Origin of the sequence: Pseudoxanthomonas jiangsuensis (assembly GCF_010093185.1) — a bacterium.
GTDB lineage: Bacteria > Pseudomonadota > Gammaproteobacteria > Xanthomonadales > Xanthomonadaceae > Pseudoxanthomonas > Pseudoxanthomonas jiangsuensis.
Genome location: NZ_PDWL01000002.1, coordinates 100205 through 123631, shown reverse-complemented (window position 1 = coordinate 123631; position 23427 = coordinate 100205). Strand labels below are relative to the sequence as shown.

Here is a 23427-nt window from a genome sequence, read left to right as displayed (position 1 = left end):
CCGCCGTCGCACCTTGGCGGTGCATGGCCGCTACGCCGGGCTCAGCGCGCGTGCAGGACGATGCGGTCGGGATGGCGCTCGGCGCGCACCGGGAAGCCCTGCTCGAGCAGGCCGACGAAGCCGTCGAGGTTGTCCCAGCGGAAGTTGCCACCGACCCGCAGGCCGGCCACCGCCGGGTCGGCCAGTTCCAGGCGGCGGGCGTTGAAGCGGTTGAACTCGGCCGCCGCCTCGGCCAGCGGGGCGTCGTCGAAGGCGAGGAAGCCCTGGCGCCATTCCAGCAGGCGCTCGGCCTCGCCGGCCGCCAGCGCGCGCACCAGCAGGCCGTCGCGGCCGGCGGTGGCCACGCTGCCGGCGGTCAGCAAAGCCGCCGGATGCGGGCGGCCGCCGGCTTCGGCGCTTTCCAGCCGGACCCGGCCCTCGGTCACCACCACCCGCAGGCCGTCGGCCTGGCGCCGGACCGAATAGCGGGTGCCCACGGCGATGGCACGGCGGCCGCCGGCCTCGACCTCGAACGGCCGGCCCGGATCATGGGCGACGGCGAAGATAGCCTCGCCCTGGACCAAGGCGATCCGGCGCCGGCCGCGTTCCAGGCTGACGTCCAGGCGGCTGTCGCTGCCCAGGGTCACCTGCGAGCCATCGCCCAGGACCAGTTCGCGCACCTGGCCGCGGGCGCTGGCGTAGGTCGCCTGTTCGCGGCCGCTGGCCTGCCAGCCGAACCCGCCGACGACGCCGGCCAGGCCGAGCACGCAGACCGCCGCCAGCCCGGCCGGCCAGCGCGATGCGCGCACGGCCGGTCGCGGGTTGAAGGTCAGTGCGCGCAGGTCGGGCGGCGGCGTGGCGGCGCGGGCATCGCATACCGCGGACGCGGGGTGCGGATTCGCAGCAGCGGTGCCTGCCGCCTCTCCGCCGCCGTCGCCGTCGCCCGTCGCCGCCATCGCACCGGTCCAGCGCGCCCAGTGGCCGCGTGCCGGCACCTGCCCCCCGGACAGGCCGGCGGCCAGCGCCTTCAGCCGCGCCGCCTCGTGCCAGGCCGATTCCAGCCGCAGCAGGGCGACCCGGTGCTCGGTGCGCTCGGCCAGCCAGGCGTCCAGCTCGGCCTGCGCCTGCGGCGACCAGTCGCCGCCGTCGCGCCGCGCCAGCCAGGCGGCGGCGGTGCGCTCAATCCGCCTGCTGGCGTCCATGCCCGTCGTCTCCCTGCGCCGCCGGCGCGCGCCGCCGCGCGGACGCGGCCGAGCTTTCGTCGCCCCCGTAGAGGTAGTCGGCGATCAGGCGCATCCCCTTGGCCAGGTGTTTTTCCACGGTCTTCTCGCTGATGCCCAGGCGCGCGGCCACGTCCTTCTGCGACAGCTCCTCCACCCGGCGCAGCCAGACCACCTCGCGGCAGCGGTCGGGCAGGCGCTCCAGCGCCTGGGTCAGCCGCCGCAGGGCCTGGCGGGTACCGAGCCAGCGCTCGGGCGAAACCTCGTCGATCAGGTAGACGTTCGAGGACTCGAAATCACCCACCGGCTCGATCGACACCACCCGGCTGCGGCGCAGGCGGTCGGTCATCAGGTGCCGGGCAGTGGCGAACAGGAACGCCCGCGGCGCGGTCGGCCGGCTGCGGGCGGCGGCCTCGTAGACCCGGGCGTAGACCTCCTGGCGCAGGTCGTGGACCTCGTCGCGCTGCGGCCAGGCGCGCTGCAGGTACTGCACCAGTGCGCGCTCGTGGACCAGCACCTCGCGGACGAACCAGGCGTCGAATTCGGTGGGCATGGCCGCACTGTAGCCGACCCGCCTCCCCTTGTAGGAGCCGGTCTTGCGGCGACCGCCATGGCGGAAGCGTCTGCGTGAAACCGGATGCCATTGATCCATCCGCCTCCACGGTCGCCGGCAAGACCGGCTCCTACAACAGAGATCGGTCATGGGGGAAGACCCGCGCCCGTTCGTCTAGTCTGGAAGCGGCGGCCATCCGGCCGCGGCATCGAACGGGAGCGAGCGCATGAAGGCAGCCGGCGGCAGGAAGATCGGACGGACTTTGCGGCGGCTCGGCACCTGGCTGGCCCTGGCCGCGGCCTGCGCCCTGCCGGCGCAGGCGGCCGAACTCGGCCACCACCTGCTCGGCGACAAGGACGCGCGCACGCCCGGCAAGGTCGAACCCGGCCTGCTGCTGATGGGCGGCGGCGACCGCAACTTCGACGCCCTGCGCTGGTTCATGGCCAAGGCCGGGCACGGCCACATCGTGGTCCTGCGCGCCTCGCTGGGCGGGGAGATCGGCGAGGAGTTCTACCGCGAGGTCGGCGGCATCGCCTCAGTGGAGACCTTCGTGTTCAAGGACCGCGAAAGCGCCGGCGATCCGGCCATGCTGCGCGCGCTGGCGCGGGCCGACGGCATCTTCCTGGCCGGCGGCGACCAGTCGCGCTACGTGCGCTACTGGCGCGGCACCCCGGTGGCCGCGGCGCTGGAGAAGCACGTGCGCGACGGCAAGCCGCTGGGCGGCACCAGTGCCGGCCTGGCGATGCTGGGCGAATACCTGTACGGCGCGATGGACGGCGGCAGCCAGACCAGCCCGCGCGCGCTGGCCGACCCGCTCGGCGACGACAACACCATCGAGACCGGCTTCCTGCGGCTGGAGCGGCTGCGCGGGGTGATCACCGACACCCACTTCAGCGAGCGCGGCCGGCTCGGCCGCCTGGTCGCCTTCGTCGCCAAGGCCGAGGCCCACGCCGGGCGGCCGCTGGTCGGGCTGGGCGTGGACGAAGACGCAGCGGTGGCGGTGGAGGGCGACGGCCGCGGGCGGGTGTTCGCCACCGCGCCCGGCGCCGGCGCCACCGTGGTCCGCGGCGGCTTCGAGAGCCAGGCCGAGGATGCACCGATGAACGTGGCGGGCCTGGAGGCCGTGGTCGCCGGCACCGGCTCGGTGCTGCACCTGCCCGAGGGCCGGGTCGAGCGGCCGCTGGCCACGCGCCGCTACGCGGTGCGCGACGGCGTGCTGGTGGCGCTGGACGCGCCCTTGCTGGTGGTCCACGGCGGCGCCGGCGTCGAACGCGCCGACCTGAGCGCCGAAGACGAGGCCGCCGCGCGCAAGGCCCTGGAAGCGGCGCTGCGCGCCGGCCATGCCGCCCTGCGCGCCGGCCAGCCCTCCACCGAGGCGGTGGCCGCGGCGATCGCGGTGCTCGAGGACGCGCCGCAGTTCAACGCCGGCCGCGGCGCGGTGTTCACCCACGACGGCCGCAACGAGCTGGACGCCTCGATCATGGACGGCGCCAGCGGCCGGGCCGGCGCGATCGCCGGCGTGCACCGGGTGAAGAACCCGATCCGGCTGGCGCGCACGGTGATGGAGCGCTCGAAGCACGTGATGATGGTCGGCGCCGGCGCCGAGGCCTTCGCCGCCGGGCAGGGCGTGGAGCTGGTCGATCCGGCGTACTTCCGCACCGAGAAGCGCTGGCAGCAGCTGCAGCAAAGGCTGAAGGAGGAAGCCTCCGGCCAGGCCCGAGTCGAGCGCCCGCACGACTACTTCGGCACCGTCGGCGCGCTGGCCCTGGACGGCCAGGGCCGCCTGGCCGCCGGCACATCCACCGGCGGTATGACCGACAAGCGCTACGGCCGGGTCGGCGATTCGCCGATCATCGGCGCCGGCACCTGGGCCGACACACGCTGCGCGGTCTCGGGCACCGGCTGGGGCGAGTTCTACATCCGTGCCGCCGCCGCCCACGAGATCTGCGCCCGGGTGCGCCTGGCCGGCGCGCCGCTGGCGCGGGCGGCCGAGGCGGTGATCAACCGCGACATCCCCAAGGCCGGCGGCGACGGCGGCGCGATCGCCCTGGGCGCCGACGGCAGCCTGGCCTTCCCGTTCAACACCGAGGGCATGTACCGCGGCTGGATCGGCGTCGACGGCGTGCCGCACGTGGCGGTGTTCCGCGACGAAGCATTGCCACTTCCCTGACCCTAGAACCCCTTGCCCGCCGGCAGCATCTTCAGCGCCGCGATCGCATCCGACAACGCGGTCACCTCGGGATTCTCGAAGCCGCTACGGACCTCGTGCTCGGAGGCGAACAGGCCCTGCTCGAGCAGCCGGGTGAGGGTTTCCTGCTGGGTCCAGCCGCGCGCCACCGAGACGCGACGGATGCGGTCGGCCAGGATCGGGTCGATGTCGCGCAGCACCAGGTCGGCCATAGCGTGGGTGGGTCCTTGGTGGTGCGGCAAGACTGCCACGGATCGCCGGGGCGCGGAATCGCCGCGCCCCGGCCGGCGTTCAGTTCTGCGCGGCAGGTCCGGCTTCGCGGATCCGCGGCCACAGCCAGGCCAGCAGGGCCAGGGTCGGCACCACCGTCAGCGCGCTGAGCACGAAGAACGTGCCGTACGAGCTGGCCTCCACCACATAACCGGACACCCCACCGGCGAACTTGCCCGGCAGGTTGGCCAGCGACACCAGCAGGGCGAACTGGGTGGCGGTGAAGTTGCGGTCGGTCAACGAGGACATGAACGCCACCAGCACCGTGCCGGCGAAGCCCTGGGAGACGTTGTCGGCGGTGATGGCCGCGTAGAACGCCCAGATCTGCGACGGGTACTGGCTCATCAGCAGGAAGGCCAGGTTCGACAGGGCTACGCCCAGCGCGGCCACGAACAGCATCTTCCGGAAGCCGAACGCGGCCACGCACAGCCCGCCGAGGAACGCGCCGCCGATTCCGGCCCAGATTCCGTACAGCTTGGAGACCGTGGCGATGTCGGCCTTGGTGTAGCCGCTGTCCAGGTAGAACGGGCCGGCCATCACCCCGATCACCTGGTCGGGGAACTTGAACAGGCCCACGAACAACAGCAGGACCAGCCCCAGCGCCCAGCCGTTGTTGGCGAAGAAGCTGGAGAACGGCTGCCAGAACGCGCCGAGGAAATCGATCCGCCGCTGCACCGTCGCCTCCGGTGCGTCCGGCTCGCGCGAACACAGGGTGGCCAGCAGCGGCAGCGCCATCAGCGCGGCCATCGCCAGGTAGGCGCTCTTCCAGCCGGCGAATTCGGCCAGATACAGCGCGCCGGCGCCGCCGACGATCAGGCCGATGCGGTAACCCAGGGTGTAGGTCGCCGCCAGCGCGGCCTGCGCCTGCGCCGGGGCGACCTCGATCCGGTAGGCGTCGACCACCGAATCCTGGGTCGCGCCGGCGAAGGAGGTGAACAGCACCCAGGCCACCAGCGGCCCCACCCCCAGCTCCGGCCGGGTGAGGGCCAGCGCCGCCAGGCCCGCGGCCACGCCCAGCTGCGCGGCCAACAGCCACGAGCGGCGCCGGCCGAACACGCCCAGCGGCGCGAACACGTAGCGGTCGATCAGCGGCGCCCACAGGAACTTGAGCAGGTAGAAGAAGCTCGCAAGGCTGATCAGGCCGATGCTGCCTAGGTCCAGGCCCGAGTCGCGCAGCCGGGTGGACAGGGTCATCGAGGCGATCGGCAGGAACGGCAGCCCGCAGCCGAATCCGAGCAGCGCCATCGTCGCCGCCGACGGCGTGCCGAAGGCGCGGCGGATCCCGACCCAGCCCTTGTACGCCGGCCTGTCCGGCGCGGCCGCGGTCATGCCACCGGCCCGGCGTAGTCCACGGTGAACGGGGCGTGGTCGGAGAAGCGGTCGGCGCGGTGGATCGAGCACGCGCGCAGGCGCTCGCGCAAGGCAGGGGTCACGAACTGGTAGTCGATCCGCCAGCCCACGTTGTTGGCCCGGGCGGCGCCGCGGTTGCTCCACCAGGTGTAGTCCTCGCCGGTGGGATGCAGCGCGCGGTAGGCATCGACCCAGCCGCGCCCGGCCTTCGCGTCGGCCTCCTCGGCCAGGTCCGCGCACAGGCCGTTGAGCCAGTCGCGCTCCGGCGGCAGGCAGCCGGAATTCTTCTGGTTGGAGGTCCAGTTACGGATGTCCAGGCGCGAACGGACGATGTTCCAGTCCCCGCACAGCACGTAGTCGCGGCCGCTGGCCAGCCACTGGTCCAGGACCGGTTTCAGCCATTCCATGATCTGGAACTTGTAGCCCTGGCGCAGCTCGCCCGACGAACCGGACGGGATGTAGAACGAGACCACGCTCAGGTTGCCGAAGCGCGCCTCGATGTAGCGCCCCTCCTCGTCGAAGTCCGGCCGCCCCAGCGCGGTGCGGATCTCGTCCGGCTCGCGCCGCGCGTAGATCGCCACGCCGCTGTAGCCCTTCTTGGTGCTCGCATCGCGGAACCAGGCCTTGTAGCCGGCCGGCAGGAACTCCGGCCCGGCCAGCTGGTGCTCCTGCGCCTTGGTCTCCTGCATGCACAGCACGTCGGCGTCCTGCTGGCCGAACCAGTCGAAGAACCCCTTGCTGGCGGCCGAACGGATGCCATTGGCGTTGAAGCTGATGATGCGCATGCGGCAGGACACGGGAAGCGGGACAGGCCGCTAGCCTAGCGAATCGCGGCGGCGGCGTGCGCCCCTTGGCTTGCCCGGACGGACCGATCCGGCATCAGGCCGACAGTTCGATCCTGGCAGGCTTGCCCAGCTTGGCCGCAAAGGTGACCAACATGTCGAGGCTGAACTTCTCGACCTTTCCCCGGGCCAGGTCTGACACTCGCCCCTGGCTCACGCCCAGGACCTTGGAAGCCGCAACTTGGGTCAGCTTGCGCGCCTTGATCGTCTGCTCGAGCTGCGCCATGAGGTCCGCACGCAGCGCAAGCACCTGGGCTTCGGCCTCATCGAACCCGAGATCGGCGAATACATTGCCGCTGGACGTCGTGATCCTGTTTTCGTCCCTGTCACTCTTGCGCATGGGGCACCTCTCATTCATGGAATAAGTCTGTATCGGGCCTTGCCCTTCTCGAGGTCACTGGCCGCAGTCTTCTGGCTTTTCTTCTGGAAGGCATGCAGCACATAGACGTCCGTGGCGCTCTCGACCACGTAGAAAACCCGGAAGGCACCATCCCTGGTGCGCACCCGGATCTCCCGGGTGCCGGCGCCGACATCCGGCATGGGCTACCAGTCCCGTGGATCGCCCCCCTGCTGGACCAGGCGCAGGTCCGTGCCCGCTTCGGCCCGGGCATCCGTCGGAAACCCGCGCAGGTCGTCCAATGAGGTTCCGATCCAGTGCAGCTCCTTCATGGCCCGGAATATATATTTACTTGTATATTCATGCAAGCACTGGCCGGCGCCCCGCGCAATCGCCCGGCCTGCCTGCTTGCCGGCCTGCCCATGGCCATGCGAAGCAACCGGGCGCGCCGGGTATCCTTTGGCGCTTCTCCGATTCACTTTCCAAGGCATGTCCGACCACCGCACCCGCTTCCTGCAACTGGCCCTGGACGCCGATGCCCTGCGCTTCGGCGAGTTCACCCTGAAGTCGGGCCGGGTCTCGCCCTATTTCTTCAACGCCGGGCGCTTCGACAGCGGCGCCAGCCTGGCGGCGCTGGCGGCCTGCTACGCCGACGCGATCGATGCGGCCGGGCTGCGTTTCGACCTGCTGTTCGGCCCGGCCTACAAGGGCATCCCGCTGGCGACCGCGCTGGCCTGCGAGTACGCGCGCCGCGGCCGCGACCTGCCGCTGGCGTTCAACCGCAAGGAGGCCAAGGCCCATGGCGAGGGCGGCAGCCTGATCGGGGCGCCGCTGGCCGGGCGCCGGGTGCTGGTGGTGGACGACGTGATCACCGCCGGCACCGCGATCCGCGAGGCGCTGGGGATCATCGCCGGCGCCGGCGGAACGGTGACCGGGATCGTGGTCGCGCTGGACCGGCAGGAGGTCGCGGGCGAGTCCGACCGCCGTTCGGCCGCGCAGGCGGTGGCGGCCGAAGCCGGGGTGCCGGTGCAGGCCGTGGCCGGGCTGGCAGACCTGCTTGCATTCGCCGCCGGAAACGACACACTGGCCGCATTCCGCGCGCCATTGCAGGCCTATCGGGCCCGCTACGGCAGCGATCCGTCGGGCTGAAGACAGCAGGGGGCTGCCGTGATGCCGAACCGTTCCACGACCGGGCCTTCGCGCCTGGCCTTGCTCGCCTGCCTGGCCTTGCCGGCACTGGCGGCGGCGCAGAGTGGCAAGCCGCCCGCCAAGAAGCTGTACTGCTGGGACCAGGGCGGCCAGCGGGTCTGTTCCGACACGGTGCCGCCGGAGGCGATGGCCTCCGCGCGCGAGGAGATCAGCGCCAGCAGCGGCATCCGCACCGGCGAGATCCAGCGCGCGCTGACCGACGAGGAACGCGCCGCCCAGGCCGACGAGGAGGCCCGCCGCCGCACCGAGGCGCTGGCGCTGGAGACCCGCCGCCGCACCGACCAGGCCATGCTGGTCACCTTCCAGGACGAGGAGGAGCTGCGCCGGGTGTTCGCCGAGCGGATCGGCCTGGTCGACAACAGCATCCAGACCGCGCGCTACAACGTGGCCAGCCTGCGCGAGGGCCTGGTGACCCTGCTGCGCACCGCCGGCGAGCGCGAGCTCGGCGGCAAGCCGGTGCCGGACCAGCTGGCCGACGACATCCGCCAGCGCCACGCCCAGCTGCTGTACAACAAGCTGCTGCAGCGCAGCTTCGAGAACCAGCGGGCCGCGCTGGACGTGGAGATCGCCGACATCCTCGAGCGCTACCGCGCGCTGAAGGCCGCCGACGCCCCGGGCGGGCGCGGCGTGGCCAGCCTGCCGCCGGAGCGGTAATCGCGACGCGCCGGCCCCTCGCAGGAGCCGGCCGGAGGCCTCAGAACTCCAGCGGCGTGCCTTCCGGCAGCAGGCCGCGCAGCTGCTCGCGGTAGAGGTCCTTGATCCGCGCCAGCGCCGCCTCGTCGTCGGCCTCGAAGCGCAGCACCAGCACCGGGGTGGTGTTGGAGGCGCGCAGCAGGCCCCAGCCGTCGTTCCAGTCCGCGCGCAGGCCGTCGATGGTGGTCAGGCGGGCGCCGGCGAACGGCGCGTCCTCGACCTGGGCGGCGGCGGCGAAGCGGGCCACGACCCCGTGCGGATTGTCCTCCACCGGGACCTTGATCTCCGGGGTGGAGACGCTGTCGGGCAGCTCGTCGAGCACTTCCGAGGCACTCTCCGCGCGGCCGGCCAGGATCTCCAGCAGGCGCGCGGCCGAGTACAGGCCGTCGTCGAAGCCGTACCAGCGCTCCTTGAAGAAGAAGTGGCCACTCATCTCGCCGGCCAGCTCGGCCTCGGTCTCGCGCATCTTCGACTTGATCAGCGAGTGGCCGGTCTTCCACATCAGCGGGCTGCCGCCGTTGCGCAGGATGTAGTCGGACAGCTTGCCGGTGCACTTGACGTCGTAGATCACCATCGCGCCCGGATTGCGCTGCAGCACGTCGGCCGCGTACAGCATCAGCAGGCGGTCGGGGAAGATCACCTTGCCTTCCCTGGTGACCACGCCCAGGCGGTCGCCGTCGCCGTCGAAGGCCAGGCCGATGTCGGCGTCGAACTGCTTGACCGTCTGGATCAGGTCCTCGAGGTTGTGCGGCTCGCTCGGGTCCGGGTGGTGGTTGGGGAAGGTGCCGTCGACCTCGCAGTACAGCGGGATCACGTCGGCGCCGATCGCCTCCAGCAGGCGCGGGGCGATCTCGCCGGCGACGCCATTGCCGGCGTCGGCCACCACCTTCAGCGGGCGCTCGAGCTGGACGTCGTCGGCGATCCGCTGGATGTAGTCGTCGGCCACGTCGTGCTGGGTCAGCACGCCCGGGTCGGCCTGGTGCAGGCGGCCCTCGGCGATGCGCGCGTACAGGTCGGAGATCGCGTCGCCGGACAGGGTCTCGCCGCCGACCACGATCTTGAAGCCGTTGTAGTCGGGCGGGTTGTGGCTGCCGGTCACCGCCACGCCGCTGCCGGCGCGCAGGTGGTAGGCGGCGAAGTACACCACCGGGGTCGGGACCATGCCCACGTCGATCACGTTGCGGCCAGCCCGGCGCAGGCCCTCGATCAGGCCGCCCGACAGCTCGGGCCCGGACAGGCGGCCGTCGCGGCCGACCACGATGTCGGTCAGGCCCTGCTCGGCCATCACGCTGCCGATCGCCTGGCCGATCCGCGCGGCGACCTGCGGGGTCAGCTGCTTGCCGACCACGCCGCGGATGTCGTAGGCGCGGAAGATGCCCGGATCCAGCTGCACGTCCTGCACCGCCGGCGCGGCGCGCGGGGAGGCGGCCGCAGCGGCCGGTGCCTCGGCGGCGGAATCGCGCAGGGTCTGGCCCAGGGTCGGCAGGTCTTCCGCCGCCGGCGCGGCGGCGGCGCGGCGGCGCAGCAGCCCGCGCACCCGCGGGTGGGCCAGCAGCAGGGCCAGCACCGCCAGCACGGCGAACACCCCGGCCACCACGAAACAGGCCAGCGCGCCCAGGCCGAACGGGGCCACGCCCGGATCGGGCACCGCCGCCGCCGCGCGCAGGCCGGTCTTGCCGACCTCGCGCGAGAGCAGGTCGGCGCTCTGCGCCAGCGAGCCGTTGCCGCGCTCGATCACGTTGTAGTTGCCCTGGCGCAGGGCCAGGTAGGTGCCTTCGGGCACCGGCGCCTGGGAGACGCCGGCGGTGAGCAAAGGCAACGGCAGGCGTACGTAGGCCACCGCGGCCTGGCCGCCGAGGTTCACCGGCGCGGCCACCCCCAGCCTGGGCTTGCCTTCGTCGCGGACCACCGCGGCCACTGGCGCGTCGCCGCTGAGCGCGCGCTCGAGCAGGGCCAGGCGGGCGTAGCCGAAAGCGTTGGCATCGGCATACCCGGCAGCCAGGTCGGCGCGCCACACCGCGCTGTCCTCGGCCTGCGGCCAGGCGGCGCGCAGGGCGGCCGCAGCGGCGGCCGGATCGCCGCCCGCCAGGGCGGCCTGGAACTCTTCGCCCTTGAGCCGCTCGCCGAGGGCGCGCTCCTGCGCCGACAGTGCCGACGCGGTCGCCGCGACCGCCTGGTCGCGCGCGGCGGTCAGGTCGGCCTCGCGGGCATCGGCCCGCCACTGGTTCCAGCCGTTCCAGCCGAACCACGCCGCCAGCAGCAACAGCAGCAGCGCCAGCAGCGGTCCGACGCGGGCGGCCTGGCCGGGAATGGGCTTGCGTGCATCCATCTTGGTCATGCGTCCTTGTATCCCTTGTCAGCGTACGCCGGTGTGGCCGAATCCGCCCTCGCCGCGCTGGCTGCCGGCGAAGGTGTCCACGACCTTCAGTTCTGCACGCACGATTGGTGCCAACACCAGCTGGGCGATGCGGTCGCCGGGCTGGATGGTGAAGGCCTCGCGGCCTCGATTCCAGACGCTGATCAGCAGGGGGCCCTGGTAGTCGGCGTCGATCAGGCCGGTGCCGTTGCCCAGGACGATGCCGTGGCGGTGGCCCAGCCCCGAGCGCGGCAGGACCAGGGCGCACAGGCCCGGGTCGGCGATGTGGATGGCCAGGCCGCTGGGTACCAGCGCCGCATCGCCCGGCTGCAGCACCAGCTCGGCGTCCAGCGCCGCGCGCAGATCCAGGCCGGCGCTGGCGGCGGTGGCGTATTCGGGCAGGGGCCAGCTGTCGCCGAAGCGCGGGTCCAGCAGCTTCACCTCCAGGGTGTGGCTGCGCGCGGCCGCGCTCATGCCTGCAGCCTCTGCGCGATCAGCTCGACCAGGCCCTCGGCCAGGCGGACCTTGGGCGCGGGCGGGAAGTCGCGCTCGCCGGCGGGCCAGTAGGCGGTCATGGCGTTGTCGTCGCTCTCGAAGCCGCTGCCCGGCACCCCGACCCGGTTGGCCACGATCAGGTCCAGGTGCTTGGCGGTCAGTTTCTGACGCGCATAGTCGGCCACGTTGTCGGTCTCGGCCGCGAACCCGACCACCAGCTTCAGCCCGGCGTCCTCGCGCTGGGCGACCTCGGCCAGGATGTCGGGGGTGCGGACCAGGTCCAGGGCCAGGGTCTGGCCGGTACCGGTCTTCTTGATCTTGCTGGGCGAGAACGCGCGCGGGGTGTAGTCGGCGACCGCGGCGGCGCCGACGTAGACGTCGGCCGGCAACGCGGCCGCCACCGCCTCGCGCATCTGTTCGGCCGAACGCACATCCACCCGGCGCACCCCCGGCGGGGTCTCCAGATGCACCGGGCCGGCGACCAGCACCACCTGCGCGCCCTGGCGGGCGGCGGCGGCGGCCACGGCGAAGCCCATCTTGCCGCTGCTGCGGTTGCCCAGGTAGCGCACCGGGTCCAGGTCCTCGTAGGTGGGGCCGGCGCTGACCACGACCCTCATGCCCTGCAGCAGGCCTTCGGCCGGCGGAGCGGCCGGCGCGCCCCCGGCGGCCAAGACCGCCACGATCGCCTCCGGCTCGCGCAGGCGGCCCGGGCCGGATTCGCCCTCGGCCAGCGGGCCGTCGTCCGGGCCGATCACCTGCACCCCGCGCCCGGTCAACAGGGCGACGTTGGCGGCGGTGGCCGGGTGCCGCCACATGCGGTGGTTCATCGCCGGGGCCACCGACAGCGGCGCCTCGGTGGCCAGGCACAGGGTGGTGACAAGATCGTCGGCCAGGCCGTGCGCCAGCCGCGCCAGCAGGTCGGCGGTGGCCGGGGCAACCAGCACCCGGTCGGCCCAGCGGGCCAGTTCCAGGTGGCCCATGGCCTGCTCGGCGGCGCTGTCCCAGAGCGTGGTGCGCACCGGCTGCCCGGACAGGGCCTGGAAGCTGAGCGGGGTGACGAACTGCTGGGCGCCGGCGGTCATCGCCACCTGCACCTCGGCGCCGGCCTCGCGCAGGCGCCGGACCAGTTCCAGCGACTTGTAGGCGGCGATTCCGCCGCCCACGCACAACAGGATCCGCTGTCCCGCCAGGGCGGCGGTGGCCGAAGGGCTCACGTGGGACTTTTCCTACCGTGGATGGGCCCACAAGCTTACTCCAAGGTCCGTAAGGGACCGATGCGGGGCGGATGGACGCGGGCGCAGGCTGGAGGCCCGTCCCGCCATCGGCTCCAGGCCATGCACATCCGCGACTGGCCCTCCTGCGAACGTCCCCGCGAGAAGCTGCTGGCCCGCGGCGCCGGCGTGCTGTCGGACGCCGAGCTGCTGGCGATCTTCCTCGGCTCGGGCCTGCAGGGACGCGATGCGGTCCAGACCTCGCGCGAGCTGCTCGCCGCCCACGGCCCTTTGCGCACCCTGCTCGACCGCGAGCCCGGCGACCTGGCCCGCCTGCCCGGCCTCGGCCCGGCCCGCGCTTGCCAGCTGGCGGCCGCGCTGGAGCTGGGCAATCGCCACCTGGCCGCGGCCCTGGAACGCGGCGACGCGCTGACCGACCCGGTCACCGCCGGCCGCTACTTCGCCCGGCGGCTGCGGTCGTATCCGCACGAGGTGTTCGCCGCCCTGTTCCTAGACACCCGGCACCGCGCCCTGGCCTTCGAGGAACTGTTCCATGGCACCATCGACGGCGCCGAGGTCCACCCGCGCGAGGTCGTGCGCCGGGCCCTGGCGCATAACGCCGCGGCGGTGATCGTCGGCCACAACCACCCTTCCGGCTGCGCCGACCCGTCCGCCGCCGACCGCGCGGTCACCGCCCGGCTCAAGCAGGCCCTGGCCCTGGTCGAGGTGCGGCTGCTGGACCATTTCGTGGTCGGCGACGGCGAGCCGGTGTCGCTGGCCGCCCGCGGCCTGGTCTGAGCGCCCGCAGGCGGCGCCGGCGGCGGACCGGGTAAAATGCCCGGCCAAACCGCAACCCGGTCCCCCGAGTGAACACCCTCCTCAGCGCCCTGGTCGCCCAGGGCATCGACGCCCTGCGCGCCGCCGGCACCGTGCCGGCCGATGCCGCCACCCCGGATTTCGTGATCGAGCGGCCCAAGACCCGCGAGCACGGCGACTTCGCCACCAACGCGGCGATGCTGCTGGCCAAGGCCGCGCGCAGCAACCCGCGCGCGCTGGCGCAGGCGCTGGTCGCCGCCCTGCCGGCCAGCGACGACATCGCCCGGGTGGAGATCGCCGGCCCGGGCTTCATCAACTTCCACCTGACCCCGGGCGCCTGGCAGCGCGAGGTCGCCGCCGCCCTGAAGCACGGCGCCGATTACGGCCGCAATACCTCCGGCCAGGGCCGCACCGCCGGTGTGGAGTACGTCTCGGCCAACCCGACGGGCCCGCTGCACGTCGGCCATGGCCGCGCCGCGGCGATCGGCGACTGCATTGCCCGGGTGCTCGACGCCAACGGCTGGAACGTCAAGCGCGAGTTCTACTACAACGACGCCGGCGTGCAGATCGACAACCTGGCCCGCTCGACCCAGGCCCGCGCCCGCGGGCTCAAGCCCGGCGACGCCGACTGGCCGGCGGAGGCCTACAACGGCGACTACATCCAGGACGTGGCCGACGCCTACCTGCGCGGCGACACCGTGGAGATCGAGGGCCACGCCGTCACCGGCACCGGCGACGCGGAGGACACCGACGCGATCCGCCGCTTCGCCGTGGCGTACCTGCGCAACGAGCAGAACCAGGACCTGGCCGCGTTCGGCGTGGACTTCGACATCTATTTCCTCGAAAGCTCGCTGTACACCGACGGCAAGGTCGAGGAGACGGTGCGCGAGCTGACCGCCAAGGGCCACACCTACGAGGAAGGCGGCGCCCTGTGGCTGAAGTCCACCGACTTCGGCGACGACAAGGACCGGGTGATGCGCAAGTCCGACGGCAGCTACACCTACTTCGTGCCGGACGTGGCCTACCACCTGAGCAAGTGGCAGCGCGGCTACCAGCGCGCGATCACCGAGCTGGGCGCCGACCACCACGGCAGCCTGGCCCGCGTGCGCGCCGGCCTGCAGGCGCTGGACGTGGGCATCCCCAGGGGCTGGCCGGAATACGTGCTGCACCAGATGGTCACGGTGATGCGCGGCGGCGAGGAAGTGAAGCTGTCCAAGCGCGCCGGCTCCTACCTGACCCTGCGCGACCTGATCGAGGAGGCCGGGCGCGACGCCACGCGCTGGTTCCTGATCGCGCGCAAGCCCGATTCGCAGCTGGTGTTCGACATCGACCTGGCCAGGCAGCAGAGCAACGACAACCCGGTGTTCTACGTGCAGTACGCGCACGCCCGGGTCGCCAGCCTGCTGCGCCAGGCCGCCGAGAAGGGCTACGTCTACGACCAGGCCAACGCCCTGGCCAACCTGGCCCGGCTGGACGACGAAGGCTCGCTGGCGCTGATCGTGGAGCTGTCGCGCTGGCCGGAGACGGTGGAGGCGGCCGGACAGTCGCTGGAGCCGCACCTGGTGGCGCAGTACCTGCGCGAACTGGCCTATGCTTTCCACACCTGGTACGCGAACACGCCGGTGCTGGTCGAGGAAGCGGCCCTGCGCGACGCGCGGCTGGCCCTGGCCCTTGCGGTGCGCCAGTGCCTGGCCAACGGCCTGGGCCTGCTCGGCGTGAGCGCGCCGGAGCGGATGTGACGCCCCGGGCACGACGGAGAGAGATACGGTAATGGCGGCAAGACGTGGCAAGAGCCAGGCGCGGCGGACGAGCGGCGGCGGTCGTAGCAATGGCCGCCCGGCGTGGGTCTGGGTGGTGGCCGGGCTGGCGATCGGCGCGGTGGTGTTCCTGGCGGTGCCGGGGCTGTTCAAGGGCGAGGGCGACGGCTTCGTCCGTTTCGGCCCACGCGCCGATCCGGACGCGCAGCCGGCGCCGATCGCCGATGGCGAGGCGATCGCCGACGGTCCGGCCGGCGAGGCACCGGCGCAGGCCGCGCCGAACGCGCCGGCGACCCAGTACGACTTCTACACCGTGCTGCCGGGCAACGAAGTGCGCATGTCCGATGCCGAGCTGGCGGCCAGCGCGCGTGCCGAGCAGGCCCGCCGGGAACAGGAGGAGGCCCGCCGCGCCCGCGACGCGCTGGAAGGCCGCACCCCTGCTCCGGCCGCGACCGCCGCACCGGTGAACATCGAGGCCGCGGCGCCCGCGGCGGCGGCACAGGCGGCGGCCACGCCGCCTGCCGCTGCTGCGTCGCAGGCCGCTCCCGCAGTGGCCACCACCACCGGCGATGCCCGCTACATCCTCCAGGCCGGTGCCTTCGGCGCCTCCGGCGATGCCGAGCAGATGAAGGCCAGGATCGCGATGCTCGGCCTCGGCGCGCGGGTCGAATCCGGCCAGGCCGGCGGCCGCACGGTGTACCGCGTGCGCATGGGGCCCTACGGCAGCGCCAGCGAGCTGGCCGAGGCCAAGCAGAAGCTCGCCAGCGGCGGCCTGCCGGCGATGGCGATCAAGGCGCAGTGATTCCGCCAGGCGGAATCACCCCAAGGTTTGCGTAGCAAACCTTGGGCCCCGTGCCCGTTGCATCCATAACCCCCCCGCCTGTCGGCGCGCCCCCCTTGACTCAAGGGGGGCTGTTTCACCTGCAGCATTCCGGCGGATGGCCGGCCCGCCCCTGTCGGGCCCCCGCTCCTCGATGGTGCGAGAATCGGCGGGCTTCTCCCACAAGGAATCCGCGATGTCCAAGACCGCCTTCATCACCGGCGCCACCTCCGGCTTCGGCCTGGCCGCCGCGCGCCGCTTCGTCGGCGCCGGCTGGAAGATCGTGGCCACCGGCCGCCGCGCCGGGCGCCTGCAGGCGCTGGTCGACGAACTCGGCGCGGACAACGTGCATCCGGCCTGCTTCGACGTGCGCGACGCAGCGGCGATGGCGGCCGCGCTCGACGCGCTGCCGCCCGGCTTCGGCGACATCGACGTGCTGGTCAACAACGCCGGCCTGGCCCTGGGCACAGCACCGGCGCAGCAGGCCAGCCTGGATGACTGGCGGACGATGATCGACACCAACATCACCGCCCTGGTCACCCTCACACACCGCCTGCTGCCGGCGCTGGTGGCGCGCAAGGGCGCGATCATCAACGTCAGCTCGGTGGCCGGGGTGTATCCGTATCCCGGCGGGAACGTCTATGGCGGCACCAAGGCCTTCGTCAGCCAGTTCTCGCTCAACCTGCGCACCGACCTGCACGGCAGCGGCGTGCGCGTGACCACGATCGAGCCGGGCATGGCCGAGACCGAGTTCACCCTGGTCCGCACCCACGGCAACCAGGCCGCCTCCGACGCGCTGTACAAGGGCGCGCAGCCGATGACCGCCGAGGACATCGCCGAGCAGATCTGGTACGTGGCCACCCTGCCGGCGCACCTCAACATCAACCGGCTGGAGATCATGCCAGTGACCCAGAGCTTCGCCGGGTTCCAGGTGTTCCGCAGCTGAAGCGCTTCGTCCACCGGCGCCGCCGGTTCGGAGACCGCGGCCAGGCAGCCGCCCGCAGCGGCCGCCTGGCTGGCGACCACCCTGGGCAAGCCGCCTGCCAGCGGTTCGCCCGCCATGGCGGTCGCCGGCAAGACCGGCTCCTGCAAGGGGGGCGCCGGGACAGGGTCAGGCCAGCGGCGCGTCCGACAGGTAGGTGTAGCCGGTCAGGCCGGCTTCCAGCGCGGCGGCCATCGCCAGCGACTCGTCCTGCGGCAGGCCGGCGTCGTGCACGCGCTGGGCGTAGGCCGCACGCAGGTCGTCCAGGCGGTAGCCGACGTAGTCGAGCATCACGTCGGTGGTGTCGCCGCGGCGCTGCTGGGTCAGCTCGTAGCCGCCGTCGGCGGCCAGCCGCACCTCCACCGCGTCGGTGTCGCCGAACAGGTTGTGGATGTCGCCGAGGATCTCCTGGTAGGCGCCGACCAGGAAGAACGCGATCCGGTAGCCCTCGCCGTGCCGCACCGGGTGCAGCGGCAGCGAGGTGTCCAGGCCGCCGTTCTCGACGTAGGTCTTGACCGTGCCGTCGGAGTCGCAGGTCATGTCGGCGATCACCCCGCGCCGGGTCGGGGCCTCGTCCAGGCGCTCGATCGGCACGATCGGGAACACCTGGTCGATCGCCCAGGCGTCGGGGATCGACTCGAACACGCTGAAGTTGACGAAGTACTTGTCCACCAGGCGGTCGTTGAGCTCGTCCAGCACCGGGCGGTGGCTGCGCTCGCCGCCGTCCAGGCGCGCGCGCACGGCGTGGGCGATGGCGTAGAACAGGTCGTCCACCCGCGCGCGCTGGGGCAGGTCGATCTGGCCCAGGGCGTAGGCAGACAGGCCCTCGGCGTGGAAGTGCTGGGCCTCGTGGTACAGCTCCAGCGGCGGGCGCCGGTCCAGGTCCTCGTGCAGCTCGCGCAGGTGGCGGATCGCCGCCGGCTCGTCGGCGTGGGCGTCGGGCACGCGGCCTTCCGGCGCGGTTTCCACCTCGGTGGTGTTGGCCACCAGCACGGCGTGGTGGGCGGTCATCGCCCGCCCGCATTCGGTGACGATCCGCGGCTGCGGCAGGCCCAGCTGGGCGCAGGCCTCGGCCAGCGGCTGGACGATGTTGGCCGCGTACTGGTTCAGGCCGTAGTTGATCGAGCACTCACTGCGCGAGCGGGTGCCCTCGTAGTCGATGCCCAGGCCGCCACCGACATCCATGTACCGCACCTGCGCGCCCAGCCGCGACAGCTCGCTGAAGTAGCGCACCGCCTCGCGCATGCCGTTGGCGATGTCGCGCACGTTGGAGATCTGCGAGCCCATGTGGAAGTGCAAAAGCTGCAGGCAGTCGCCCATGCCCTGGTCGCGCAGCGACTTCCACAGGTCCAGCACCTGGCGCGGGGACAGCCCGAACTTGGCCTTGTCGCCGCCGCTGTTCTGCCACTTGCCCGCCCCCAGCGAGGCCAGGCGCATGCGCACGCCCAGGCCGGGGCGCACGCCGAGGTGGCGCGCCTCCTCCAGCACCAGGGCCAGCTCGGAGGGCTTCTCGACGACGACGAAGGTCTCCAGCCCGAGCTTGCGCCCGATCAGGGCCAGGCGGATGTACTCGCGGTCCTTGTAGCCGTTGCACACGATCAGCCCGCCCGGGCGCGACAGGGCCAGCACCGCCATCAGCTCCGGCTTGCTGCCGGCCTCCAGGCCGAAGCCCTCGCCGGCGTGCGCGGCCAGGGTGCCGGCCACGCCGCGGTGCTGGTTGACCTTGATCGGGTAGACGGCGGTGTAGCCGCCGGCGTAGTCCCATTCGGCCATGGCACCGGAAAAGGCCGCCTGCAGCCGCGCCAGGCGGTCGCCGAGGATGTCCGGGAAGCGCAGCAGCAGGGGCAGCTGCATGCCGCGCTCACGGGCGGCGTCCACCAGCGCCGGCAGCGCCAGGGCCGGACCGTCCGCGCCGCGCGGCAGCACCTGCACCGCGCCGTCGGCCACGTCGAAGTAGCCGCCGGACCAGTGCGGGATGGACCAGGTCTTGCGGGCGTGGTCGGCGGACCAGTCGCTCATCGGCGTAAGGCTCGGGATGCGGGAAAGGACGCGCATTCTACCCCTGCCGTTCATGGGGCTCCGTTACAATGCGCGCCCGCCGCAGGCCCCCACCCTCATCCGCCCCTTCCGGGGCACCTTCTCCCGAAGGGAGAAGGGATAAAGCAGAAGGACACCGCCATGAGCACCCGGGACAACTGGTACATCGAGCATTTCGAGCCGACCGGCTCGGCCATCGGCTACCGCATCGAGGCCAAGCTGGACGAGGTGCAGTCGCCGTTCCAGAAGATCGAGATCTACCGGACGACCGACTGGGGCAACCTGATGCTGATCGACGGCGCGGTGATGCTCACCAGCCGCGACAACTTCCTGTACCACGAGATGATCGCCCACCCGGTGCTGTTCACCCATGCCGCGCCGAAGCGGGTGGTGATCATCGGCGGCGGCGACTGCGGCACCCTGCGCGAGGTGCTCAAGCACCCGGGCGTGGAGAGCGCGACCCAGTGCGACATCGACGAGCAGGTCACGCGCATGGCCGAGAAGCACTTCCCGGAGCTGTGCGATTCCAACGCCGACCCGCGCGCGCAGCTGCTGTTCGACGACGGCGTGGCCTACATGGCCAACTGCCCGGCCGGCAGCGTGGACGTGGTGATCGTGGACTCCACCGATCCGGTCGGCCCGGCCGAGGGCCTGTTCAACAAGGACTTCTACGCCAGTTGCTTCCGCGCGCTGAAGGACGACGGCATCCTCGTGCAGCAGTCCGAGTCGCCGCTGGCCCAGCTGGAACTGATCCAGGCCATGCGCAGCGAAATGGGCAAGGCCGGCTTCAGCACCTTCAAGACCCTGCCGTTCCCGCAGCCCTGCTATCCGACCGGCTGGTGGAGCGTGACCCTGGCGCGCAAGGGCCAGGGTTTCGGCTTCCGCGAGGCCGAGGCGGCGGCCAAGCCGTTCGCGACCAAGTACTACAGCGCGCACCTGCACCAGGGCGTGCTGGTAGCCCCGCCGTTCGTGGCCGCGGCCCTGGGCGAGTAAGGCTCACCGCTTTCCGGCGCGGTCGCGTACGCGCCGCCCGGACGTCGCCGATCGGGGCCGCCTTGCGGCCCCGATCGCATTGGTACCCGCGCCCCCATCCGCCCATTTGTTCCACTTCTGGAACGTTCCCTTTTCTTAACATTCAGAATTAGCGGACTGTGCAGTTCTAGAATTCACGCCTCGCCGGCCACCCGCAGTCGGCACCCGGCCCGGAGGCCGTCACGTCCCCGTGGCGCCGGGTCCTGCAGAACGACGACGTCATGAACAGCATCGCCACCTCCACGCCCGGCACGTCCCTGGACGCCCCGCTCCTGCTCAAGGAAGGCACCCGCCTGCTCGAGCCGGACGTGTACCGCACCCACCTCGACGGCCGGCCGGCCGTGGTCAAGGACTACAGCCGCTACCGCCACACCCTGCTGGCGCCGCTGGCGCGGCTGCTGGTGCGGCGCGAGGCGCGCAACCTGCGCCGGCTGCGCGGCTGGGCGCACGCGCCGATGCTGCTGGGGATCATCGGCGGGCTGACCCTGGCGATGGAGTTCGTGCCCGGACAGCCGCTCGGCGCCGAGAACCCGATCGACGGCGAGACCTTCCGGCGCCTGCGCGGCGCGGTCGCGCACCTGCACGCCAACGGCATCACCCACAACGACCTGCACCCGGCCAACGTGATGGTCGACGGCGAGCGCGTGGTCCTGCTGGACTTCGCTTCCGCCTTGCACCTGCCGCGCTGGATGCGCAATGCGCCGGTGGTGCGCGAGCTGCGCCGCGGCGACCTGGCCAACGCGTTCAAGATCGAGCAGCGCCTGACCGGGCGCGAACCCGGCGGCTACGTGTCCTCGGTGCTGGCCGACCCGCGCTGGGTCACGGCCGTGCGCGATGGCTGGAAGCGGATCTACGGCCGCTTCAAGAGCGCCTTCGGCGGCTGAGCGCGGCCGGCGGCTTACAAAGCGTCCGCGTCCAGTTCGCCGGTGCGGATCCGCACCACCCGGCCCAGGTCGTAGACGAAGACCTTGCCGTCGCCGATCTTGCCGGTGCCGGCCGACTTCACGATCGCCTCGACCACCGGTTCGACCTGGTCCTCGGTGACCGCGACCTCGATCTTCACCTTGGGCAGGAAATCGACCACGTACTCGGCCCCGCGGTACAGCTCGGTGTGGCCCTTCTGCCGGCCGAAGCCCTTGACCTCGGTGACCGTGATCCCGGCGATCCCGTGGCTGGCGAGCGCCTCGCGCACGTCGTCCAGCTTGAACGGCTTGATCACGGCCATGATCATCTTCATCCGACGGTCTCCAGCGGCATCTCGGGGAGCGCACAGGATACCGCGCGCCCCCACGCTTGCCACGCCCGCACCGCCTCCGGTCCAATGTTTCCCAGTCCGCGCCGGGCGGTTTTCCGACCCCCCGGACGGGGGTGCACCGACGCCACCCCGCCCCGCCGCGGCGCAGACTGTCCCCCACGTCCACAGGCCCCGCCCATGATCGACCTCAACCACATCGACGACCTCGCCCGCCGCCTGAGCGAACTGGTCCCGCCGGGACTGCGCCAGTCCGGCGAGGAGCTGCAGGCCAGCTTCCGCGGTGCCCTGCAGGCCGGCCTGTCGCGGCTGGACCTGGTCAGCCGCGAGGAGTTCGAGGTCCAGCGTGCGGTGCTGCTGCGCACCCGCGAGAAGCTGGAGGCGCTGGAGCGCGCGGTGGCCGAGCTGGAAACCCGCCTGGCCGCCGCCGACGGCGGCGCGCCGGGCCGCAGCCCGCACTGAGGCCCGCCATGGGCCTGGCGCTGGTGCACAGTCGCGCCCGCGCCGGGGTCCATGCTCCGCCGGTGCAGGTGGAAGTGCACCTGTCTGGTGGTTTGCCCTCGACCCAGATCGTCGGCCTGCCGGCCGCCGCGGTGCGCGAATCGCGCGACCGGGTACGCGCGGCGATCCTCTGCGCCCAGTTCGAGTACCCGCAAAGGCGCATCACCATCAACCTGGCGCCGGCCGACCTGCCCAAGGACGGCGGCCGCTTCGACCTGCCCATCGCCCTGGGCATCCTCGCCGCCAGCGGCCAGATCGACCGCGAGGCGCTGGCCGGCTGCGAGTTCCTCGGCGAGCTGGGCCTGACCGGCGAACTGCGCCCGGTCGATGGCGTGCTGCCGGCGGTGCTGGCGGCCGCGCGCGAGGGCCGGCGCCTGGTGGTGCCCGCCGGCAGCGGTGCCGAAGCCGCCCTGGCCGGCGGGGCGCAGGCCTACGTCGCCCGCACCCTGCTGGAAGCCTGCGCCGGCCTGGGCGGCCGCAACCTGCCGCGCGCCGAGGCCGGGGCAGTCGCCGTGCCCGAGGCTCCGCCCGACATGGCCGACGTGCGCGGCCAGGCACAGGCCCGGCGTGCGCTGGAAGTGGCCGCCGCCGGTGGCCACCACGTCTTGATGAGCGGGCCGCCCGGCTGCGGCAAGACCCTGCTGGCCTCGCGCCTGCCCGGACTGCTGCCGGAAGCGAGCGAGGCCGAAGCGCTGGAAACCGCCGCGGTCGCCTCGACCAGCGGCCGCGGCCTGGACGCGGCACGCTGGCGCCAGCGGCCCTGGCGTAGTCCGCACCACGGCGCCAGCGCTGTCGCCCTGGCCGGCGGCGGCAGCCCGCCGCGCCCGGGCGAGATCTCGCTGGCGCACAACGGCGTCCTGTTCCTGGACGAGCTGCCGGAATGGAGCCGGGCCACCCTGGAGATGCTGCGCGAACCGCTGGAATCGGGCCGGATCACCGTCTCCCGCGCCGGCCGCAGCGCCGAGTTCCCGGCCCGGTTCCAGCTGGTGGCGGCGATGAACCCCTGTCCCTGCGGCTGGGCCGGCGACCCTTCCGCGCGCTGCCGCTGCACCCCGGACCGGATCCTGCGCTACTGGGGCCGGCTGTCCGGCCCCCTGCTGGATCGGATCGACCTGCACCTGGCCATGGCCCGGCTGCCCCCGGCACAGCTGCGCACCGATGCGCCGCCGGGCGAGTCCAGCTGGACGATCCGGCTGCGGGTGGAAGCGGCGCGCGCGCGCCAGCTGCAGCGCAGCGGCGTCCTCAACGCCCATCTGGACGCCGCCGGCCTGGCCTCCCATTGCCGCCTGGCCGAGTCCGAGCAGTACCTGCTGGAAAGCGTCGGCGAACGCCTGCAGCTGACCGCGCGCAGCCTGCACCGGGTGCTGCGGGTGGCCCGCACCATCGCCGACCTGGACGGCGAAGACGGCATCGGCGGCGCGCACCTGGCCGAGGCCCTGGGTTACCGGATGCCGCTGGCACCGCCTGGTGGTGGTTGACTGGATAGCCACGGCGGCCAGGACGCGCGCAGACGTGCCCGCCTTGGCA

General features: G+C 72.5%; 23 protein-coding genes and 1 pseudogene. 12 read left to right on the top strand and 12 right to left on the bottom strand.

What is annotated here, in order from left to right; genetic code table 11:
- Positions 1 to 41: 41 nt before the first annotated feature.
- Together CSC62_RS01985 and CSC62_RS01980 are read right to left on the bottom strand one after the other, a co-directional pair.
- Entirely contained in the window at positions 42 to 1181 is a 1140-nt protein-coding gene (locus CSC62_RS01985) for a FecR family protein (protein WP_162404491.1), read from the bottom strand.
- Complete coding sequence (locus CSC62_RS01980) at positions 1159 to 1752, bottom strand: RNA polymerase sigma factor (protein ID WP_162404490.1); 594 nt, start codon at positions 1750 to 1752, stop codon at positions 1159 to 1161. The genes CSC62_RS01985 and CSC62_RS01980 overlap by 23 nt, the downstream gene beginning before the upstream one ends.
- Before the next feature lie 226 nt (positions 1753 to 1978).
- Here CSC62_RS01980 and CSC62_RS18220 point away from each other — a divergent pair.
- A pseudogene (locus CSC62_RS18220) lies at positions 1979 to 2518 on the top strand (cyanophycinase); the annotation flags it as partial.
- Between the two features lie 414 nt (positions 2519 to 2932).
- Positions 2933 to 3922 (top strand): isoaspartyl peptidase/L-asparaginase family protein, encoded by a 990-nt coding sequence (locus CSC62_RS17930; protein WP_246194133.1) that lies wholly within the window; start codon positions 2933 to 2935, stop codon positions 3920 to 3922.
- 2 nt (positions 3923 to 3924) lie between these two features.
- Here the strand turns inward: CSC62_RS17930 and CSC62_RS01970 are convergent, their stop codons facing one another.
- The 5 genes from CSC62_RS01970 to CSC62_RS17925 form a co-directional block, all read right to left on the bottom strand.
- A complete protein-coding gene (locus tag CSC62_RS01970; protein WP_162404489.1) occupies positions 3925 to 4152 on the bottom strand; it encodes a hypothetical protein in 228 nt (75 codons plus the stop codon).
- Positions 4153 to 4231: 79 nt separating this feature from the next.
- The gene (locus CSC62_RS01965; RefSeq protein ID WP_162404488.1) at positions 4232 to 5539 is read right to left on the bottom strand and encodes an AmpG family muropeptide MFS transporter; all 1308 of its coding nucleotides are present in this window, start codon (positions 5537 to 5539) and stop codon (positions 4232 to 4234) included.
- Positions 5536 to 6345, bottom strand: coding sequence for an exodeoxyribonuclease III (locus CSC62_RS01960; protein WP_162404487.1), 810 nt, complete (start codon positions 6343 to 6345; stop codon positions 5536 to 5538). The genes CSC62_RS01965 and CSC62_RS01960 overlap by 4 nt, the downstream gene beginning before the upstream one ends.
- A gap of 94 nt (positions 6346 to 6439) precedes the next feature.
- Positions 6440 to 6742 (bottom strand): helix-turn-helix domain-containing protein, encoded by a 303-nt coding sequence (locus CSC62_RS01955; RefSeq protein ID WP_162404486.1) that lies wholly within the window; start codon positions 6740 to 6742, stop codon positions 6440 to 6442.
- 14 nt (positions 6743 to 6756) lie between these two features.
- The gene (locus tag CSC62_RS17925; protein WP_170298345.1) at positions 6757 to 6942 is read right to left on the bottom strand and encodes a type II toxin-antitoxin system RelE/ParE family toxin; all 186 of its coding nucleotides are present in this window, start codon (positions 6940 to 6942) and stop codon (positions 6757 to 6759) included.
- A gap of 286 nt (positions 6943 to 7228) precedes the next feature.
- Here CSC62_RS17925 and pyrE point away from each other — a divergent pair, with 286 nt between their 5' ends.
- Together pyrE and CSC62_RS01940 are read left to right on the top strand one after the other, a co-directional pair.
- On the top strand, positions 7229 to 7888 hold the full coding sequence (gene pyrE / locus CSC62_RS01945) for an orotate phosphoribosyltransferase (protein ID WP_162404485.1): 660 nt from the start codon (positions 7229 to 7231) through the stop codon (positions 7886 to 7888).
- A gap of 21 nt (positions 7889 to 7909) precedes the next feature.
- The gene (locus CSC62_RS01940; protein ID WP_162404484.1) at positions 7910 to 8602 is read left to right on the top strand and encodes a hypothetical protein; all 693 of its coding nucleotides are present in this window, start codon (positions 7910 to 7912) and stop codon (positions 8600 to 8602) included.
- Positions 8603 to 8642: 40 nt separating this feature from the next.
- Here the strand turns inward: CSC62_RS01940 and CSC62_RS01935 are convergent, their stop codons facing one another.
- Genes CSC62_RS01935 through coaBC form a run of 3 tightly spaced genes read right to left on the bottom strand, consistent with a single transcriptional unit; the run spans position 8643 to position 12706 of the window.
- Positions 8643 to 10979: a phosphomannomutase/phosphoglucomutase gene (locus CSC62_RS01935; RefSeq protein ID WP_162404483.1), complete on the bottom strand. Its 2337-nt coding sequence runs from the start codon at positions 10977 to 10979 to the stop codon at positions 8643 to 8645.
- 18 nt (positions 10980 to 10997) lie between these two features.
- Positions 10998 to 11471, bottom strand: a complete 474-nt coding sequence (gene dut / locus CSC62_RS01930) for a dUTP diphosphatase (protein WP_162404482.1) — start codon at positions 11469 to 11471, stop codon at positions 10998 to 11000.
- Entirely contained in the window at positions 11468 to 12706 is a 1239-nt protein-coding gene (gene coaBC / locus CSC62_RS01925) for a bifunctional phosphopantothenoylcysteine decarboxylase/phosphopantothenate--cysteine ligase CoaBC (RefSeq protein WP_162404481.1), read from the bottom strand. Before coaBC ends, dut begins: the two co-directional genes overlap by 4 nt.
- Positions 12707 to 12826: 120 nt before the next feature.
- Between coaBC and radC the strand changes: the two genes are divergently transcribed.
- The 4 genes from radC to CSC62_RS01905 all read left to right on the top strand — a co-directional run bounded on the left by radC (position 12827) and on the right by CSC62_RS01905 (position 17042).
- Positions 12827 to 13501: a RadC family protein gene (radC, locus tag CSC62_RS01920; RefSeq protein WP_162404480.1), complete on the top strand. Its 675-nt coding sequence runs from the start codon at positions 12827 to 12829 to the stop codon at positions 13499 to 13501.
- Positions 13502 to 13569: 68 nt separating this feature from the next.
- Positions 13570 to 15258 (top strand): arginine--tRNA ligase, encoded by a 1689-nt coding sequence (argS, locus tag CSC62_RS01915; protein WP_162404479.1) that lies wholly within the window; start codon positions 13570 to 13572, stop codon positions 15256 to 15258.
- A gap of 31 nt (positions 15259 to 15289) precedes the next feature.
- Positions 15290 to 16078: an SPOR domain-containing protein gene (locus tag CSC62_RS01910; protein ID WP_162404478.1), complete on the top strand. Its 789-nt coding sequence runs from the start codon at positions 15290 to 15292 to the stop codon at positions 16076 to 16078.
- A 214-nt stretch (positions 16079 to 16292) separates the two neighbouring features.
- Positions 16293 to 17042, top strand: a complete 750-nt coding sequence (locus tag CSC62_RS01905) for an SDR family NAD(P)-dependent oxidoreductase (RefSeq protein WP_162404477.1) — start codon at positions 16293 to 16295, stop codon at positions 17040 to 17042.
- A gap of 165 nt (positions 17043 to 17207) precedes the next feature.
- On the opposite strand, the gene speA is transcribed toward CSC62_RS01905, so the two are convergent.
- Positions 17208 to 19097 carry an arginine decarboxylase gene (gene speA, locus CSC62_RS01900; protein WP_162404476.1) on the bottom strand — a complete coding sequence of 630 codons (1890 nt, stop codon included), beginning with the start codon at positions 19095 to 19097 and terminating at the stop codon, positions 17208 to 17210.
- Between the two features lie 159 nt (positions 19098 to 19256).
- Here speA and speE point away from each other — a divergent pair, with 159 nt between their 5' ends.
- Both speE and CSC62_RS01890 read left to right on the top strand, forming a co-directional pair.
- A complete protein-coding gene (gene speE, locus CSC62_RS01895) occupies positions 19257 to 20108 on the top strand; it encodes a polyamine aminopropyltransferase (RefSeq protein ID WP_162404475.1) in 852 nt (283 codons plus the stop codon).
- Positions 20109 to 20368: 260 nt separating this feature from the next.
- Entirely contained in the window at positions 20369 to 21031 is a 663-nt protein-coding gene (locus CSC62_RS01890; protein WP_162404474.1) for a phosphotransferase, read from the top strand.
- Between the two features lie 14 nt (positions 21032 to 21045).
- On the opposite strand, the gene CSC62_RS01885 is transcribed toward CSC62_RS01890, so the two are convergent.
- A complete protein-coding gene (locus tag CSC62_RS01885; RefSeq protein WP_162404473.1) occupies positions 21046 to 21384 on the bottom strand; it encodes a P-II family nitrogen regulator in 339 nt (112 codons plus the stop codon).
- 195 nt (positions 21385 to 21579) lie between these two features.
- On the opposite strand from CSC62_RS01885, the gene ubiK reads away from it, so the two are divergent.
- Positions 21580 to 21861: a ubiquinone biosynthesis accessory factor UbiK gene (gene ubiK / locus CSC62_RS01880; protein ID WP_162404472.1), complete on the top strand. Its 282-nt coding sequence runs from the start codon at positions 21580 to 21582 to the stop codon at positions 21859 to 21861.
- Between the two features lie 8 nt (positions 21862 to 21869).
- On the top strand, positions 21870 to 23378 hold the full coding sequence (locus tag CSC62_RS01875; RefSeq protein WP_162404471.1) for a YifB family Mg chelatase-like AAA ATPase: 1509 nt from the start codon (positions 21870 to 21872) through the stop codon (positions 23376 to 23378).
- Positions 23379 to 23427 lie beyond the last annotated feature (49 nt).

Bases quoted from the DNA above. Each gene is read 5' to 3' on its own strand.
- CSC62_RS01985 (WP_162404491.1), bottom strand. From the start codon at position 1,181: ATGGACGCCAGCAGGCGGATTGAGCGCACCGCCGCCGCCTGGCTGGCG.
- CSC62_RS01980 (WP_162404490.1), bottom strand. From the start codon at position 1,752: ATGCCCACCGAATTCGACGCCTGGTTCGTCCGCGAGGTGCTGGTCCAC.
- CSC62_RS01970 (WP_162404489.1), bottom strand. From the start codon at position 4,152: ATGGCCGACCTGGTGCTGCGCGACATCGACCCGATCCTGGCCGACCGC.
- CSC62_RS01965 (WP_162404488.1), bottom strand. From the start codon at position 5,539: ATGACCGCGGCCGCGCCGGACAGGCCGGCGTACAAGGGCTGGGTCGGG.
- CSC62_RS01960 (WP_162404487.1), bottom strand. From the start codon at position 6,345: ATGCGCATCATCAGCTTCAACGCCAATGGCATCCGTTCGGCCGCCAGC.
- CSC62_RS01955 (WP_162404486.1), bottom strand. From the start codon at position 6,742: ATGCGCAAGAGTGACAGGGACGAAAACAGGATCACGACGTCCAGCGGC.
- CSC62_RS17925 (WP_170298345.1), bottom strand. From the start codon at position 6,942: ATGCCGGATGTCGGCGCCGGCACCCGGGAGATCCGGGTGCGCACCAGG.
- pyrE (WP_162404485.1), top strand. From the start codon at position 7,229: ATGTCCGACCACCGCACCCGCTTCCTGCAACTGGCCCTGGACGCCGAT.
- CSC62_RS01940 (WP_162404484.1), top strand. From the start codon at position 7,910: ATGCCGAACCGTTCCACGACCGGGCCTTCGCGCCTGGCCTTGCTCGCC.
- CSC62_RS01935 (WP_162404483.1), bottom strand. From the start codon at position 10,979: ATGACCAAGATGGATGCACGCAAGCCCATTCCCGGCCAGGCCGCCCGC.
- dut (WP_162404482.1), bottom strand. From the start codon at position 11,471: ATGAGCGCGGCCGCGCGCAGCCACACCCTGGAGGTGAAGCTGCTGGAC.
- radC (WP_162404480.1), top strand. From the start codon at position 12,827: ATGCACATCCGCGACTGGCCCTCCTGCGAACGTCCCCGCGAGAAGCTG.
- CSC62_RS01910 (WP_162404478.1), top strand. From the start codon at position 15,290: ATGGCGGCAAGACGTGGCAAGAGCCAGGCGCGGCGGACGAGCGGCGGC.
- CSC62_RS01905 (WP_162404477.1), top strand. From the start codon at position 16,293: ATGTCCAAGACCGCCTTCATCACCGGCGCCACCTCCGGCTTCGGCCTG.
- speA (WP_162404476.1), bottom strand. From the start codon at position 19,097: ATGAGCGACTGGTCCGCCGACCACGCCCGCAAGACCTGGTCCATCCCG.
- speE (WP_162404475.1), top strand. From the start codon at position 19,257: ATGAGCACCCGGGACAACTGGTACATCGAGCATTTCGAGCCGACCGGC.
- CSC62_RS01890 (WP_162404474.1), top strand. From the start codon at position 20,369: ATGAACAGCATCGCCACCTCCACGCCCGGCACGTCCCTGGACGCCCCG.
- CSC62_RS01885 (WP_162404473.1), bottom strand. From the start codon at position 21,384: ATGAAGATGATCATGGCCGTGATCAAGCCGTTCAAGCTGGACGACGTG.
- ubiK (WP_162404472.1), top strand. From the start codon at position 21,580: ATGATCGACCTCAACCACATCGACGACCTCGCCCGCCGCCTGAGCGAA.
- CSC62_RS01875 (WP_162404471.1), top strand. From the start codon at position 21,870: ATGGGCCTGGCGCTGGTGCACAGTCGCGCCCGCGCCGGGGTCCATGCT.